This is a genomic window from Pantoea sp. X-Soil-TKNS-1207, assembly GCF_059730485.1.
In genome coordinates this window covers 3359648-3374636 of sequence record NZ_AP035958.1, presented here as the reverse complement: position 1 = coordinate 3374636, position 14989 = coordinate 3359648, and the positions used below count along the sequence as shown (strand labels likewise).

Annotated in this window: 16 protein-coding genes; 14 read left to right on the top strand and 2 right to left on the bottom strand. The window is 58.2% G+C overall.

The window, feature by feature from the left end; translation table 11 throughout:
* Window positions 1-172 precede the first annotated feature (172 nt).
* From cysJ to AC6I8V_RS15775, 3 genes are read left to right on the top strand one after another with little or no spacing between them, the layout of a single operon-like run.
* On the top strand, window positions 173-1978 hold the full coding sequence (gene cysJ / locus AC6I8V_RS15785) for an NADPH-dependent assimilatory sulfite reductase flavoprotein subunit (protein WP_497843171.1): 1806 nt from the start codon (window positions 173-175) through the stop codon (window positions 1976-1978).
* Entirely contained in the window at window positions 1978-3702 is a 1725-nt protein-coding gene (gene cysI / locus AC6I8V_RS15780) for an assimilatory sulfite reductase (NADPH) hemoprotein subunit (RefSeq protein ID WP_497843170.1), read from the top strand. Before cysJ ends, cysI begins: the two co-directional genes overlap by 1 nt.
* Window positions 3699-4433 carry a phosphoadenylyl-sulfate reductase gene (locus tag AC6I8V_RS15775; protein WP_497843169.1) on the top strand — a complete coding sequence of 245 codons (735 nt, stop codon included), beginning with the start codon at window positions 3699-3701 and terminating at the stop codon, window positions 4431-4433. The genes cysI and AC6I8V_RS15775 overlap by 4 nt, the downstream gene beginning before the upstream one ends.
* A gap of 68 nt (window positions 4434-4501) precedes the next feature.
* On the opposite strand, the gene AC6I8V_RS15770 is transcribed toward AC6I8V_RS15775, so the two are convergent.
* Together AC6I8V_RS15770 and AC6I8V_RS15765 are read right to left on the bottom strand one after the other, a co-directional pair.
* Window positions 4502-4786, bottom strand: a complete 285-nt coding sequence (locus tag AC6I8V_RS15770; protein WP_497843168.1) for a YciI family protein — start codon at window positions 4784-4786, stop codon at window positions 4502-4504.
* A gap of 9 nt (window positions 4787-4795) precedes the next feature.
* Window positions 4796-5815, bottom strand: a complete 1020-nt coding sequence (locus tag AC6I8V_RS15765) for an aminopeptidase (protein WP_497843167.1) — start codon at window positions 5813-5815, stop codon at window positions 4796-4798.
* A 247-nt stretch (window positions 5816-6062) separates the two neighbouring features.
* On the opposite strand from AC6I8V_RS15765, the gene cysG reads away from it, so the two are divergent.
* From cysG to AC6I8V_RS15710, 11 genes are all read left to right on the top strand, one after another.
* Window positions 6063-7478 carry a siroheme synthase CysG gene (cysG, locus tag AC6I8V_RS15760; RefSeq protein ID WP_497843166.1) on the top strand — a complete coding sequence of 472 codons (1416 nt, stop codon included), beginning with the start codon at window positions 6063-6065 and terminating at the stop codon, window positions 7476-7478.
* Window positions 7479-7487: 9 nt separating this feature from the next.
* Window positions 7488-8396: a sulfate adenylyltransferase subunit CysD gene (cysD, locus tag AC6I8V_RS15755; protein WP_497843165.1), complete on the top strand. Its 909-nt coding sequence runs from the start codon at window positions 7488-7490 to the stop codon at window positions 8394-8396.
* Window positions 8397-8406: 10 nt separating this feature from the next.
* Entirely contained in the window at window positions 8407-9834 is a 1428-nt protein-coding gene (gene cysN, locus AC6I8V_RS15750; protein WP_497843164.1) for a sulfate adenylyltransferase subunit CysN, read from the top strand.
* Window positions 9834-10439: an adenylyl-sulfate kinase gene (cysC, locus tag AC6I8V_RS15745; protein WP_497843163.1), complete on the top strand. Its 606-nt coding sequence runs from the start codon at window positions 9834-9836 to the stop codon at window positions 10437-10439. The genes cysN and cysC overlap by 1 nt, the downstream gene beginning before the upstream one ends.
* A 54-nt stretch (window positions 10440-10493) precedes the next feature.
* Window positions 10494-10814 (top strand): DUF3561 family protein, encoded by a 321-nt coding sequence (locus tag AC6I8V_RS15740; protein WP_497843162.1) that lies wholly within the window; start codon window positions 10494-10496, stop codon window positions 10812-10814.
* 172 nt (window positions 10815-10986) lie between these two features.
* A complete protein-coding gene (ftsB, locus tag AC6I8V_RS15735; protein WP_013510229.1) occupies window positions 10987-11304 on the top strand; it encodes a cell division protein FtsB in 318 nt (105 codons plus the stop codon).
* A gap of 3 nt (window positions 11305-11307) precedes the next feature.
* A complete protein-coding gene (ispD, locus tag AC6I8V_RS15730) occupies window positions 11308-12024 on the top strand; it encodes a 2-C-methyl-D-erythritol 4-phosphate cytidylyltransferase (protein WP_497843161.1) in 717 nt (238 codons plus the stop codon).
* Window positions 12024-12506: a 2-C-methyl-D-erythritol 2,4-cyclodiphosphate synthase gene (gene ispF / locus AC6I8V_RS15725; protein ID WP_497845854.1), complete on the top strand. Its 483-nt coding sequence runs from the start codon at window positions 12024-12026 to the stop codon at window positions 12504-12506. Before ispD ends, ispF begins: the two co-directional genes overlap by 1 nt.
* Window positions 12503-13546 (top strand): tRNA pseudouridine(13) synthase TruD, encoded by a 1044-nt coding sequence (truD, locus tag AC6I8V_RS15720; protein WP_497843160.1) that lies wholly within the window; start codon window positions 12503-12505, stop codon window positions 13544-13546. Before ispF ends, truD begins: the two co-directional genes overlap by 4 nt.
* Window positions 13527-14288, top strand: coding sequence for a 5'/3'-nucleotidase SurE (gene surE, locus AC6I8V_RS15715; RefSeq protein ID WP_497843159.1), 762 nt, complete (start codon window positions 13527-13529; stop codon window positions 14286-14288). Before truD ends, surE begins: the two co-directional genes overlap by 20 nt.
* On the top strand, window positions 14282-14908 hold the full coding sequence (locus AC6I8V_RS15710) for a protein-L-isoaspartate(D-aspartate) O-methyltransferase (protein WP_497843158.1): 627 nt from the start codon (window positions 14282-14284) through the stop codon (window positions 14906-14908). The genes surE and AC6I8V_RS15710 overlap by 7 nt, the downstream gene beginning before the upstream one ends.
* Window positions 14909-14989 lie beyond the last annotated feature (81 nt).

Here is a 14989-nt window from a genome sequence, read left to right as displayed (position 1 = left end):
CCATCGCTTTATTTACCACTTTTGCTGGTTAGGATTACCCGAAAAACCACTTAGTCATTTTGGTTATTTATTATGTCGAAGGTTTATTTAATCGTTAATATACGGGCCGGTAACCTACTCACTCTTCCGCCACTTTACGGTCCGGACTTCTGATACTGGAATTTTTAACGCGATGACGACTCAGGCACCCCCAGGTTCACTGCTTCCGCTAAACCCGGAGCAACTCGCGCGCTTACAGGCGGCGACTACCGATTTCTCTACCACCCAAATGGCATGGCTTTCGGGTTATTTCTGGGGCATGGTCAACCAGACGCCGGGCGCCGTGGCTGCCCCTGCACCGGTGCAGGCCGATGTGCCGACCATCCTGCTGATCTCGGCATCGCAAACCGGCAATGCGCGCCGTCTCGCGGAACAGCTGCGCGATGACCTGCTGGCCGCCAAACTGAGCGTGAACCTGGTTAACGCCGGTGACTACAAATTCAAGCAAATTGGTCAGGAAAAGCTGCTGGTGGTGGTGACCTCCACCCAGGGCGAAGGCGAGCCGCCTGAAGAAGCGGTGGCGCTGCATAAATTCCTGATGTCGAAAAAAGCCCCTGAGCTGAAAGGCGCGGCCTTTGCCGTATTTGGCCTCGGCGATACGTCTTATGAATTCTTCAGCAAAGCCGGTAAGGACTTCGATGGTCGTCTGGCGGAGCTGGGCGCAGAGCGTCTGCTGGATCGCGTCGATGCTGACGTTGAATACGCAGAGCAGGCCAGCGCCTGGCGTAAGCAGATAACTGACATTCTGAAAGCGCGCGTGCCGAGTGAAACGCCTGCCTTAGCCGCGGTCACCGCTGCGGGCAGCGTCAACGAAGTGCACAGCAGCCCCTACAGCAAAGAAGCGCCGCTGACTGCCAGCTTTGCCGTTAATCAGAAGATCACCGGGCGCGACTCGGATAAAGATGTGCGCCATATCGAAATCGATCTGGGCGATTCCGGGTTGCGTTACCAGCCGGGCGATGCGCTGGGCGTGTGGTTTGAGAACGACCCGGCGCTGGTGCAGGAGCTGCTGGAGCTGCTGTGGCTGAAGGGCGATGAGACGGTGGTTGTCCACGGTGAAACCCTGGCGCTCTCCGATGCGCTGCAACGCTATTTCGAGCTGACGGTAAACACGCCGCAGATCGTCGAGCAATATGCCGCTCTGGCGCGCAATGATGCGCTGCTGGCGCTGGTGGGTGATAAGCCGAAGTTGCAACACTACGCGCAGAGCCTGCCGATTGTCGACATGGTGCGCCAGGCTCCGACTGAACTGAATGCAGAACAGCTGACCAGCCTGCTGCGTCCGCTGACGCCGCGTCTCTACTCCATCGCCTCATCTCAGGCCGAGAACGAAACCGAGGTGCATATCACCGTCGGTGCCGTGCGTTACGACATCGAAGGGCGTGTGCGTGGCGGCGGCGCCTCCACCTGGCTGGCGGATCGTCTGGCTGAAGATGACGATATTCGCGTGTTTATCGAACATAACGACAACTTCCGTCTGCCGGCCAACCCGGAAACGCCGGTCATCATGATCGGTCCGGGCACCGGCATTGCGCCGTTCCGTGCCTTTATGCAGCAGCGTGATAACGACGGTGCCTCCGGCAAAAACTGGCTATTCTTCGGTAATCCGCACTTCACCGATGATTTCCTTTATCAGGTTGAGTGGCAGAAATATGTCAAAGACGGCCTGCTGACCAACATCGATCTGGCGTGGTCACGCGATCAGGCTGAGAAGATTTACGTACAAGATAAAATCCGTGCCAAAGGCGCGGAAGTGTGGCGCTGGATTGCCGAAGGCGCCCACCTTTACGTCTGCGGCGACGCCAATCGTATGGCGAAAGACGTTGAGCAGGCATTACTGGATGTGGTGGCCGAGCACGGTGGAATGGATCGTGAAACGGCTGACGAGTTTTTAAGTGAGCTGCGCATTGAGCGCCGTTATCAGCGAGACGTTTACTAATGAGTGAAAAACACCCTGGACCGCTGGTCGTTGAAGGCAAACTTGTTGACGCTGAGCGTCTGAAAAAGCAGAGCAACTATCTGCGCGGCACCATCCTTGAGGATCTCGACGATGGACTGACCGGCGGCTTTAACGGCGATAACTTCCTGCTGATCCGTTTCCACGGCATGTACCAGCAGGATGACCGCGATATCCGCGCTGAGCGTGCGGCGCAGAAACTCGAACCGCGCCATGCCATGATGCTGCGCTGCCGTCTGCCGGGCGGCATCATCACGCCAACCCAGTGGCTGGCGATTGATAAGTTCGCCACGGATAAAACCATTTACGGCAGCATTCGTATTACTAACCGTCAGACGTTCCAGTTTCACGGCATTCTGAAGAAGAACGTCAAACCGACGCACCAGATGCTGCACGAAGTCGGTCTCGACGCGTTGGCTACCGCCAACGACGTTAACCGTAACGTGCTGTGCACCTCAAACCCGGTGGAATCGGCGCTGCATCAGGAAGCCTACGAGTGGGCGAAAAAGCTGTCGGAGCACCTGCTGCCGAAGACCCGTGCCTACGCCGAGATCTGGTGGGATCAGGAAAAAGTTGCCACTACTGACGAGGAGCCGATCCTCGGCGAGACCTACCTGCCGCGTAAGTTTAAAACCACGGTAGTGATCCCGCCGCATAACGATGTGGATCTGCACGCGAACGATCTCAACTTCATCGCGATTGCCGAGAAAGGCAAGCTGATCGGCTTTAACCTGCTGGTGGGCGGCGGACTGTCGATCGATCACGGCAACAAAGCCACCTACGCGCGCACCGCCAGTGAGTTTGGCTTCCTGCCGGTAGAGAAGATCCTCGATGTGGCGGCGGCTGTGGTCACCACCCAGCGTGACTGGGGCAACCGTACCGATCGCAAAAACGCCAAAACCAAATACACGCTGGAGCGTGTTGGCGTGGAAACCTTCAAGGCTGAAGTGGAAAAACGTGCCGGTATCACCTTTGGCCCGACGCGCCCCTACGAGTTCACCACCCGTGGCGACCGCATTGGCTGGATCAAAGGCATTGATAAGAAATGGCACCTGACGCTGTTTATCGAAAACGGCCGTCTGCTGGATTATCCAGGCCGTCCGCTGAAGCGCGGCATCGCCGAAATCGCCAAAGTGCATCAGGGCGATTTCCGCCTCACCGCCAACCAGAACCTGATTGTGGCGGGCGTGCCGGAGAAACAAAAAGCGCAAATCGAAGCCATCGCCCGTGAACACGGTTTGATGGAGCAGGTGACGGCGCAGCGTGAAAACTCAATGGCCTGTGTGTCGTTCCCGACCTGTCCGCTGGCGATGGCCGAAGCCGAGCGCTTCCTGCCGTCGTTCGTCACCAAAGTGGAAGAGATCATGCACGCGCATGATGTCGGTCAGGAGCACATAGTGCTACGCGTTACCGGTTGTCCCAATGGCTGCGGCCGTGCCATGCTGGCCGAAATCGGTCTGGTGGGTAAAGCGCCAGGCCGTTACAACCTGCATATTGGCGGCAACCGCATCGGCACCCGTATTCCGCGCATGTATCGTGAAAACATCACGGAAGGGGAAATCCTGGCCAGCATCGATGAGCTGGTGGGACGCTGGGCGAAAGAACGTCAGGGTGAAGAAGGTTTTGGCGACTTCGTGATTCGCGCGGGCATCGTGAAGCCAGTGGTTGATCCCGCCCGTGATTTTTGGGACCCGGAGGCAGTATGACGGTACTCGATCTCGCAGCACTGAATGATTTACCGAAAATTGATCGTGTCATGGCGCTGGCAGAAGCCAACGCGCAGCTGGAAAAGCAATCGGCAGAAGATCGCCTCGGCTGGGCGCTGGAACAATTGCCGGGGGCCTTTGTGCTCTCATCCAGTTTTGGCATTCAGGCGGCGGTGTTGCTGCATATGGTCACGCAGCAAAAACCGGATATTCCGGTGATCCTGACTGACACCGGTTATCTGTTCCCGGAAACCTACCGCTTTATTGATGAGCTGACGGATCAGCTCAGTCTCAACCTGCAGGTGTTCCGTGCGGAGACCTCGCCAGCCTGGCAGGAAGCGCGCTACGGCAAGCTGTGGGAGCAGGGCGTGGAAGGGATTGAGCAGTATAACCAGATCAATAAAGTGGAACCGATGAACCGCGCGCTGGAAACCCTGGGCGCGCAAACCTGGTTTGCCGGTCTGCGCCGCGATCAGTCCGGTAGCCGTGCGCATTTGCCGGTGCTGGCGGTTCAGCGTGGCGTGTTTAAGGTGCTGCCGATCATTGACTGGGACAACCGCCAGGTGCATCAGTACCTGAAACAGCATGGCCTGAAATATCATCCGTTATGGGATGAAGGTTATCTGTCGGTGGGTGATACCCATACCACCAAAAAGTGGGAACCGGGGATGGCGGAAGAAGAGACGCGCTTCTTTGGCCTGAAGCGCGAGTGCGGTCTGCACGAAGGTTAAGATATTCATCAGGTCGGCATAAATGCCGACCCTGCACCGTGGGGGAGCGCATTGATGCGCTCCTCTCATCACATCCCGACCAGCGCTGCAAAATCCTCACTGGCACGCGTCACATTCACCTTCGTCACCTCATAATTCGCCACCGCGACAAACGGGTCTTCCGCCAGAATGGCATCCAGCGCCGCCCGGTCCATCTCTTTTGCCAGCACCATGCCGCCGGTGCGCGGGTCCTTACGTCCTGCCGCAATAAACGCGCCGCTGGCGAAATAGCGATCCAGCCATTCGATATGGGGCTTGAGCAGCGCTTCGACTTCTTCCACCGGGCGGAAATAATTCAGATATACCACGTACATATCAGGTCCTTATGTTGTCGGATTCGCCAGCTCAGTGAGCAACGGCAACAGAATTTTCACGCTTTCGTGCGTACGTTGGGTGATGCGTCCAGGCAGCCAGTGATCGAGATAGCCCAGATTATCGCGGGCGGTTTGATGACGCACGCTGCCGTCCGGGAAGTGGCGACTGCGGACGCGCTGCTGCTGACCATCTTTATTGCCCAGCGTCCAGTTGCCAGCGGTGACGTCCAGCAGCGGAATGCCCGCCTGATCGAACGGATTCACGCCGGGATAATCGTGCGTGGTCAGCGCATGGCTGAGGGCCGCAATGCCGTAATGGTGCGCCAGCTGCAACGCGCGTGCACTGGTCTGCTTACGCACCGCCGACGGCGTATTGATGCCGCTGTTGAAGTAAAGATGATCGCCGACGATCAGGCTGTTGAGGTCGATCACCAGCAGGGTGTTTTTCTTCTCTTTGGCGCTCATGCGCTTCAGATAATCGTCCATGCCGTGCAGCCCGGTCTCACCGGCGCTCAGCGCGACAAAGCGCATACCATAATGCAGCGGCGTCTGGCTCAGCTGCTGGGCCAGCTCCAGCATTACGCCGAGGCCGGAGGCATTGTCATCCGCGCCCTGCAAACGCAGGCCGCCAAGGTTGTTGTCGGTTTCACGGCTGCTGAGCGGCGTCCAGGTATCCAGATGCGCCACAATCAGGATCTCCTGCGGCACGCTGCCTGCGCGCGCCGCAATCACCGAGGTGGCGGTCACTTTATGCCAGCGCATCTGGCCCTGTTTCTCGCGCCAGTTATAGCCGGTATTAAACTGACGGGTATTGCTCTGATAACCGAGTTGGCTGAACTGCTGACGCAGATAATCCGCCGTCATCAGCTCGGCCGGGCTGCCGCTCATGCGGCCAGGAAAATAGGTGGCGATATGACGCAATTGCTGTTCAGCAAACTGCCCGGGTACGCTGTCCGCGGCCTGAGCGAAAAGAGGAAAGCCGCCCGCAATCAGTGCTGCCAGCAGGGTGCGGCGGAGGGTGGCAAACATAACGTGGTCCTTTTCTGACATCCCATCGTGCTAAAAAAAATACGCTTCAGTATGAAACTGTGACCGGCATTACACAATTTGATTTGCTCCGAAACGCCAGCAATATCATTTGCTAAGCACAAAATGTTATCAGCAATCCTGGCGCGTTATTCCATTCGGTAACTACTCATTCCAATTCGTAATTTCATCTGCCAGAAGGCAGGGACGTATAGTCGCGTTAACTTATTGTAAAACTGACAAGGTTAACGTGGATTATCTGCCTCTTTTTGCCGATCTCAAAAACCGTCCGGTGCTGGTTGTCGGCGGTGGCGACATCGCTGCGCGCAAGATTGAACTGCTGCGGCGCGCCGGTGCGCGCGTGTTGGTGGCGGCGCGCGAGCTTGGCCATGAGTTGCAGGCGCTGCATGAGATCGCGGCGATTGAGTGGATTGCACGGACCTTCGATCCGACACAGCTGGATGGCGTGTTCCTGGTCATTGCCGCCACGGATGATAACACGCTCAACAGCCAGGTCTTTGCGGCCGCTAACGCGCGCCACAAGCTGGTGAACGTGGTGGACGACCAGCCGAAATGCAGTTTTATCTTCCCGTCGATTGTTGATCGCTCCCCGCTGGTGGTGGCGATCTCCTCCAGTGGCACCGCGCCGGTACTGGCGCGTCTGCTGCGGGAAAAAATTGAAGCGCTGCTGCCAGCTAACCTCGGTCAGATGGCCGAAGTCGCCGGACAGTGGCGCGATAAGGTGAAGCAGCGTTACCAGCAGATGTCTGAACGTCGCCGTTTCTGGGAGCGCGCCTTTAATGGCCTGTTCGCCAGCCAGATGGCGGCGGGGAATGTCAACGAAGCGCGCCGTACCCTCGATCGCGAGCTGGAGAACGACAGCGACAATCAGGGCGAAATTACCCTGGTGGGCGCGGGTCCCGGCGACAGCGGCTTACTGACGCTGCGTGGCTTGCAGGTGATGCAGCTGGCCGATGTGGTGCTGTATGACCATCTGGTGAGCGATGAGGTGCTGGAACTGGTGCGTCGCGATGCCGACCGCATCTGCGTCGGTAAACGCGCGGGCGCCCATTCGGTGCCGCAGGAAGAGACCAATCAGCTGCTGGTGAAACTGGCGCTGGAAGGAAAACGCGTCGTGCGTCTGAAAGGCGGCGACCCCTTTATTTTTGGCCGTGGCGGCGAAGAGTTACAGGCGGCGAAAGCGGCCGGTATTCCGTTTCAGGTGGTGCCAGGCATCACCGCCGCCGCAGGCGCAACCGCGTATGCGGGCATCCCATTAACCCACCGTGACCATGCGCAGAGCGTACTGTTTATCACCGGCCAGTGCCGGGCGGATAGCAACGGTATCGACTGGCCGTCGCTGGCGCGTGCGCGTCAGACGCTGGCGATTTACATGGGCACGGTGAAGGCGGCGGAAATCGCTGCCGGACTGATCGAACATGGGCGCGATCCGGCCACGCCGGTTGCGGTGATTGGACGCGGCACGCGTCAGGATCAACAGGTGCTGACCGGCACCTTAGATCAACTGGAGACGCTGGCCGCCGCCGCGCCAACGCCAGCCCTGCTGGTGATTGGCGAGGTAGTGAATTTGCACGGGCAACTGGCCTGGTTTCAACATTCGGCACAGCAGGGGACTCGCGAGTCCGCCGTTGTCAATTTGGCTTGAGGAAAAATTATGGACCAAAACCGACTCACTCATCTGCGCCAGCTGGAGGCAGAGAGTATCCATATCATCCGCGAGGTGGCGGCCGAGTTTAGTAATCCGGTGATGATGTACTCCATCGGTAAAGACTCCTCGGTGATGCTGCATCTGGCGCGCAAAGCCTTCTATCCGGGCACGCTGCCATTTCCGCTGCTGCACGTTGATACCGGCTGGAAGTTCCGCGAAATGTATGAGTTCCGCGATCGCACCGTCAAAGCGATGGGTGCCGAGCTGCTGGTGCACCGTAACCCGGAAGGCGTGGCGATGGGCATCAACCCGTTTGTCCACGGCAGCGCCAAACATACCGACATCATGAAAACCGAAGGGTTGAAGCAGGCGCTGAACAAATACGGCTTTGATGCCGCGTTCGGTGGCGCACGTCGTGATGAAGAGAAGTCGCGCGCGAAAGAACGTATCTACTCGTTCCGCGATCGTTTCCACCGCTGGGACCCGAAAAATCAGCGCCCGGAGCTGTGGCACAACTACAACGGCCAGATCAACAAAGGCGAAAGCATTCGTGTGTTCCCGTTGTCGAACTGGACCGAGCTGGATATCTGGCAGTACATCTTCCTGGAAAACATCGAGATTGTGCCGCTGTATCTGGCTGCACCGCGTCCGGTGCTGGAGCGTGATGGCATGTTGATGATGGTGGATGATGACCGTATCAACCTGCAACCGGGCGAAGTGATCAAACAGCGCATGGTGCGTTTCCGTACCCTCGGCTGCTGGCCGCTGACCGGCGCGGTGGAATCGGAAGCGCAAACGCTGCCGGAAATTATTGAAGAGATGCTGGTCTCCACTACCAGCGAACGCCAGGGCCGTGTGATTGACCGCGACCAGGCCGGTTCGATGGAACTGAAGAAACGTCAGGGTTATTTCTAAGGAGACGCAGATGAATACCGTTATTGCACAACAGATTGCCGATCAGGGCGGCGTGGAAGCCTGGCTGACCGCGCAACAGCATAAAAGCCTGCTGCGTTTCCTCACCTGCGGCAGCGTCGATGATGGCAAAAGCACGCTGATTGGCCGTCTGCTGCACGATACCCGTCAGATTTATGAAGACCAGCTGTCATCGCTGCACAACGACAGCAAACGTCACGGCACCCAGGGCGAGAAACTCGATCTGGCGTTGCTGGTGGATGGCTTGCAGGCGGAGCGTGAGCAGGGCATCACCATTGACGTGGCGTATCGCTACTTCTCCACCGAGAAGCGCAAATTCATTATCGCGGATACCCCAGGACACGAGCAGTACACGCGCAATATGGCGACCGGCGCCTCAACCTGCGACCTGGCGATCCTGCTGATTGACGCGCGCAAAGGCGTGCTGGATCAGACCCGTCGCCACAGCTTTATCGCGACGCTGCTGGGCATCAAGCATCTGGTGGTTGCCATCAACAAGATGGACCTGGTGGAGTACAAACAGGACGTGTTTGAGCAGATCAAACAGGATTACCTCGATTTTGCCGGACAGCTGCCGGAAGACCTCGATATTCGCTTTGTGCCGATGTCGGCGCTGGAAGGGGATAACGTAGCGACACCGAGCGTGACCATGCCGTGGTACAGCGGCCCGACGCTGCTGGACGTGCTGGAAACCGTGGAGCTAAACCGCGTAGTTGACCATCAGCCGATGCGTTTCCCGGTGCAGTATGTCAACCGTCCGAACCTCGATTTCCGCGGCTATGCCGGTACGCTGGCATCCGGCGTGGTGCAGGTGGGGCAGCGCGTCAAAGTGCTGCCGTCAGGCGTGGAATCGACCATCGCGCGCATCGTTACTTTTGATGGCGATTTGCAACAAGCTGCTGCCGGTGAAGCGATCACCCTGGTGCTGAAAGACGAAATCGACATCAGCCGTGGTGATTTGCTGGTGGACGCGGCAGCGGAGCTGAAATCGGTACAATCCGCCACCGTTAACGTGGTGTGGATGGCTGAGCAGCCGCTGCAACCCGGCCAGAGCTACGATGTGAAGATTGCGGGCAAGAAGGCGCGTGGTCGCATTGAAAAAGTTATCCATCAGGTAGAGATCAACACGCTGGAGAAACGCAGCGCTGACAGCCTGCCGCTCAACGGTATCGGCCTGGTTGAAGTGACCTTCGATGAGCCGATGGTGCTGGACAAGTATCGCCAGAACCCGGTTACCGGCGGTTTGATCTTTATCGATCGTCTGAGCAACGTGACCGTTGGCGCGGGCATGATTGAAGAACCGCAAAGCGCAAACCCAGCTCAGGCGGGTCAGTTCAGCCAATTCGAGCTGGAGCTGAATGCGCTGGTTCGCCGCCACTTCCCGCACTGGAATGCACGCGACCTGCTGGGTGGTCAGTAATGGCGCAACACGATGAAAACGTGGTGTGGCACGATCATCCGGTAACGCGCGCAGAACGTGAGCAGCAGCACGGCCATCAGGGCGTGGTGCTGTGGTTTACCGGGCTGTCCGGCTCGGGCAAATCAACGGTGGCCGGCGCGCTGGAGCAGGCGCTGCATCGGCTCGGCGTCAGTACCTATCTGCTGGATGGTGACAATGTGCGTCACGGCCTGTGCCGTGACCTCGGCTTCAGCGATGACGATCGTAAGGAAAATATTCGCCGCGTCGGGGAAGTGGCGAAGCTGATGGTGGATGCCGGTCTGGTGGTGCTCACCGCGTTCATTTCGCCGCATCGTGCCGAACGTCAGATGGTGCGCGACCTGCTGGCGGAAGGGCAGTTTGTTGAGGTCTTCGTCGACACGCCGCTGGCGGTGTGTGAAGCGCGCGATCCGAAAGGATTGTACAAAAAAGCCCGTGCCGGAGAGCTGCGTAATTTCACCGGTATCGACAGCGTTTATGAGGCGCCAGAAGCCCCGGAAATCCACCTTAATGGTGAACAATTGGTTACAAAACTGACCGCCCAATTGTTAGACCTGCTGCGCCACCGCGATATCATCAGATCCTGAATAGACAGCGGCAAATCATCATGGTTTGCCGCGCTTAGCGTCAACAGGAACTCTATGCAGAACGTAACCCCTATGCTGGCACGCAAAGATGAACGCCCCCAGGATGAGCCACGCTCGTCGCTACCGGGTGGTGTGATTGGTTTTCTCTCGTACTGGTGCGCGCTGGCAATTCCGTTTCTGCTCTACGGCTCCAATACGTTGTTTTTCTTCCTCTACACCTGGCCGTTTTTCCTCGCGCTGCTGCCGGTGTCGGTGCTGATTGGCATTGTCCTCAGCCTGATGCTGCGTGGTCATCTGTTCTGGAGCGGGATTGTCACGGCGATTATGGTGGTATGCCTTTTCTGGTTACTCTTCTCATTTCTCTCCGGCTGGTAAGCCGTGCCTGATGTGCAAACGCGTCGGCAGGTTACAAAAGTTTACCTGCTGATTTTTTCGCAAGCCTCGTCATTATTTGTACAGACAATCGTCAGCGCGCGGCATTTTCTCTGCTGGAGTGGAGTCCGGCGCGAAGTTATGGGATGATTGAGCCGTTTTTCAGGGGGCGGGGATGGGAAAACTGACGTTACTGCTTCTCGTGCTGCTCGGCTGGCTTCAATATTCGTTGTGGCTGGGTAAGAACGGGATTCATGATTATACGCGCGTTAATGATGACGTCGCGTCACAACAGGCGAATAACGCCAAACTCAAAGCGCGTAACGATCAGCTGTTCGCCGAAATTGACGATCTCAACGGCGGTTCTGAAGCTATCGAGGAACGCGCGCGCAATGAACTGGGCATGATCAAGCCCGGTGAAACCTTCTATCGTCTGGTGCCGGACCAGAACAAACGTAACGCGCAACAAGCTGCGCAAAATCAACAACGATAAACCATGAACAACCTCTCTTTCCCTGCGGATGTGATCGCCGTAGTGCCCGCTGCCGGTATTGGCAGCCGTATGCAGGCTGCCTGTCCGAAACAGTATCTGACCATCGGTCAATTCACCCTTCTTGAACACAGCGTCGCACGCCTGCTGGCGCATCCTGCCGTAAAACAGGTGATTGTCGCTATTGGCCCGGACGACGGCTGGTTCGATACGCTGCCGCTGGCGCAGGATCCCCGCGTGGTGCGCGTGACGGGCGGTGATACCCGCGCCGAATCGGTGCTGGCGGGACTCCAGGCGGTGAAGCAGGGGGAATGGGTACTGGTGCACGATGCGGCGCGGCCGTGTCTGCATCCTGATGATTTATCGCGTCTGCTGGCGGTGCGCGAGCATAGCAAGGTTGGCGCGATTCTGGCGGCGCCGGTGCGCGACACCATGAAGCGCGCTGAACCGGGCAAAGCCGCCATTGCCCACACCGTGGAGCGCGAGGATTTATGGCACGCGCTGACGCCACAATTTTTCCCGCACGCACTGCTGACCGCCTGCCTGACACGCGCCCTCAACGAGGGTGCCACCATTACCGATGAAGCCTCGGCGCTGGAATACTGCGGCTATCATCCCGAACTGGTGAGCGGCCGCAGTGATAACATTAAGGTGACGCGGCCAGAAGACCTGGCACTGGCGGCCTTCTATCTTACCCAGATACAGTTAAAGGAGAGCGCATGATGCGTATCGGTCACGGTTTCGACGTTCACGCCTTCGGGGGCGAAGGTCCTCTGGTGATTGGCGGGGTGCGTATTCCCTTCGAACACGGTTTTATTGCCCATTCCGACGGTGATGTGGCGCTACATGCGCTGACTGACGCGCTGCTCGGCGCGGTGGCGATGGGCGATATCGGCAAACTGTTTCCCGATACCGATCCGGCCTATAAAGGCGCCGACAGCCGTGGCCTGCTGCGTGAAGCCTGGCGCCGCATTCAGCAGAAGGGTTACCGGATTGGCAACGTGGATGTCACCATCATCGCTCAGGCGCCGAAAATGCTGCCGCACGTCCCGCAGATGCGGGTGAATATCGCTGAGGATCTCGGCTGCCATATGGACGAGGTCAACGTGAAAGCCACCACTACCGAAAAACTCGGTTTTACCGGGCGTGGCGAAGGCATCGCCTGTGAAGCAGTGGCGTTGCTGATTAAGGCAGACCCGGCATGAGTGATTTGCTGTATCTGTACGGAGCGCCGCGCGCGACCGGCGTCATCAAAGCCAACCCGGAAGATTTTGTCGTGATTGAGGATCTCGGTTATCCCTATGACGGCGAAGGCGAGCAGCTGCTGGTGCGCATCCGTAAAATCGGCTGCAACACACGCTTTGTGGCGGAAGCGCTGGCGAAATTTCTCGGCGTGCATCAGCGTGATCTGAGCTATGCCGGGATGAAAGATCGCCATGCGGTGACCGAGCAAACGCTCTGTTTCCGCCTGCCGGGCAACGCCATGCCGGACCTTTCCGGCTTTCAGCTGGAAGGGGTGGAAATTCTCGAAGCTGTGCGCCACAAGCGTAAATTGCGCACCGGGGCGCTGGCGGGCAATGCCTTTCGTCTGGTGGTCCGCCAGATCTCAGACAAGGCAGAAGTGGAACAGCGGTTACAGAAAATTCAGAAAAGCGGTGTGCCGAACTATTTTGGCGAGCAGCGTTTTGGCCGCGATGGTAATAATCTGACGCAGGCCCAGCAGTGGGCGCAGGATAAATTCCGTCCCCGCGATCGTAACAAAAAAGGGTTACTGCTGTCGGCCACCCGCAGCCATCTGTTTAATCAGGTGACCAGCGCCCGTTTACAGCGTGACGGCAGCCTGGATGCGGTGATCAATGGCGATGCGCTGCAACTGACCGGCCGCGGCAGCTGGTTCGTGGCGCAGCCGGAAGAACTGGCTGAGCTGCAACAACGCGTGGATCAGGATGCGCTGCGGATTACCGCGCCGCTGGCCGGGCGTGGTGGCTGGGGCACCCAGGCGGAAGCGCTTGAATTTGAACAGCAGAGCCTGGCAGGCGCGACAGAATTGATTACACTGCTTGAGCGTGAGCGCGTTGATGCGGCACGCCGCGCCATGCGCGTGGTGCCCAAAGATCTGCGCTGGAGCTGGTGGGATGATGTGACGCTGGAGATGGCGTTCTGGCTGCCCGCAGGCAGTTTTGCTACCAGCGTCGTGCGTGAGCTTCTCCAACAAGAAGGTAACGATGCGGATATTGCTGAGTAATGACGACGGAATTCATGCTCCCGGCATTCAGACGCTGGCGCGCGCGCTGCGCCAGTTTGCTGATGTGCAGGTGGTGGCACCGGATCGCAATCGCAGCGGTGCGTCAAACTCGCTGACGCTGGAAACCCCGCTTCGTACCTTTACCCATGACAATGGCGACATTGCCGTGCAGATGGGCACTCCGACCGACTGCGTGTTCCTCGGGGTGAATGCGCTGATGCAGCCGCGTCCGGATATCGTGGTGTCCGGCATCAATGCCGGGCCAAATCTCGGCGACGATGTGATCTACTCCGGCACCGTCGCGGCCGCGATGGAGGGACGTCATCTCGGATTACCGGCGCTGGCGGTATCCCTCAATGGTCATCAGCACTACGACACGGCCGCTGCCGTCACCTGCGCGCTGCTGCGGGCGCTGACCCGTGAACCGCTGCGCACCGGTCGCATCCTCAATATCAACGTGCCTGATTTGCCCCTGTCGGACATTAAAGGTTTCCGCGTGACGCGCTGTGGCAGCCGTCATCCGGCCGATCAGGTGATCTGCCAGCAGGATCCACGCGGCAACACCCTGTACTGGATCGGACCGCCAGGCGAAAAGCTGGATGCTGGCCCGGATACGGATTTTGCTGCGGTGGATGCGGGCTACGTCTCCATTACCGCGTTACATGTCGACCTGACCGCTCCGGCGGCGCAAACGGTGCTGAGTGAATGGCTGACCCAAGCGGAGGTTGATTTGGCATGGTGAACCGGCGTGTCGAAACCTTGCTGGCGCAGCTGCGCGCGCAGGGCATCCATGATGAACATCTGCTGAAAGCCATCGCCGATGTGCCGCGTGAGCGTTTTATCGACGAAGCCTTCGAACATAAGGCCTGGGACAATGTTGCGTTGCCGATTGGCAGCGGGCAGACCATTTCACAGCCCTATATGGTGGCGCGCATGACCGCGTTGCTGGAACTCAATGCCGACGCGAGCGTGCTGGAAATTGGCACCGGTTCCGGCTATCAGACCGCCATTCTGGCGCATCTGGTTGATCACGTTTATTCCGTAGAACGTATCAAAGGGTTGCAGTGGCAGGCGAAACGCCGGCTGAAGCAGCTCGACCTGCATAATGTCTCCACGCGTCACGGCGATGGCTGGCAGGGCTGGGCCGCACGCGGTCCTTTCGACGCCATTATCGTCACGGCGGCGCCTCCGGAAATTCCGACTGCGCTGATAGCACAATTGCGCGACGGCGGCAGAATGGTGCTGCCGGTGGGCGAAGATCAACAGGTGTTGAAACGTCTGCGCCGTCAGGGGAATGAGATGATTGAAGAGATCATCGAGCCGGTCCGCTTTGTACCTTTGGTGCAGGGCGATCTGGCCTGAGGCGCTTCGCAATTCTTCACAACTGTTACATAGCACGGCACAGTTGATATTGTTACTATCCTTGTTAATCAATGCGAAAGG

Excerpts from the sequence above, each read along its gene's own strand:
- cysJ (WP_497843171.1), top strand. The coding sequence starts at position 173 with ATGACGACTCAGGCACCCCCAGGTTCACTGCTTCCGCTAAACCCGGAG.
- cysI (WP_497843170.1), top strand. The coding sequence starts at position 1,978 with ATGAGTGAAAAACACCCTGGACCGCTGGTCGTTGAAGGCAAACTTGTT.
- AC6I8V_RS15775 (WP_497843169.1), top strand. The coding sequence starts at position 3,699 with ATGACGGTACTCGATCTCGCAGCACTGAATGATTTACCGAAAATTGAT.
- AC6I8V_RS15770 (WP_497843168.1), bottom strand. The coding sequence starts at position 4,786 with ATGTACGTGGTATATCTGAATTATTTCCGCCCGGTGGAAGAAGTCGAA.
- AC6I8V_RS15765 (WP_497843167.1), bottom strand. The coding sequence starts at position 5,815 with ATGTTTGCCACCCTCCGCCGCACCCTGCTGGCAGCACTGATTGCGGGC.
- cysD (WP_497843165.1), top strand. The coding sequence starts at position 7,488 with ATGGACCAAAACCGACTCACTCATCTGCGCCAGCTGGAGGCAGAGAGT.
- cysN (WP_497843164.1), top strand. The coding sequence starts at position 8,407 with ATGAATACCGTTATTGCACAACAGATTGCCGATCAGGGCGGCGTGGAA.
- cysC (WP_497843163.1), top strand. The coding sequence starts at position 9,834 with ATGGCGCAACACGATGAAAACGTGGTGTGGCACGATCATCCGGTAACG.
- AC6I8V_RS15740 (WP_497843162.1), top strand. The coding sequence starts at position 10,494 with ATGCAGAACGTAACCCCTATGCTGGCACGCAAAGATGAACGCCCCCAG.
- ftsB (WP_013510229.1), top strand. The coding sequence starts at position 10,987 with ATGGGAAAACTGACGTTACTGCTTCTCGTGCTGCTCGGCTGGCTTCAA.
- ispD (WP_497843161.1), top strand. The coding sequence starts at position 11,308 with ATGAACAACCTCTCTTTCCCTGCGGATGTGATCGCCGTAGTGCCCGCT.
- ispF (WP_497845854.1), top strand. The coding sequence starts at position 12,024 with ATGCGTATCGGTCACGGTTTCGACGTTCACGCCTTCGGGGGCGAAGGT.
- truD (WP_497843160.1), top strand. The coding sequence starts at position 12,503 with ATGAGTGATTTGCTGTATCTGTACGGAGCGCCGCGCGCGACCGGCGTC.
- surE (WP_497843159.1), top strand. The coding sequence starts at position 13,527 with ATGCGGATATTGCTGAGTAATGACGACGGAATTCATGCTCCCGGCATT.
- AC6I8V_RS15710 (WP_497843158.1), top strand. The coding sequence starts at position 14,282 with ATGGTGAACCGGCGTGTCGAAACCTTGCTGGCGCAGCTGCGCGCGCAG.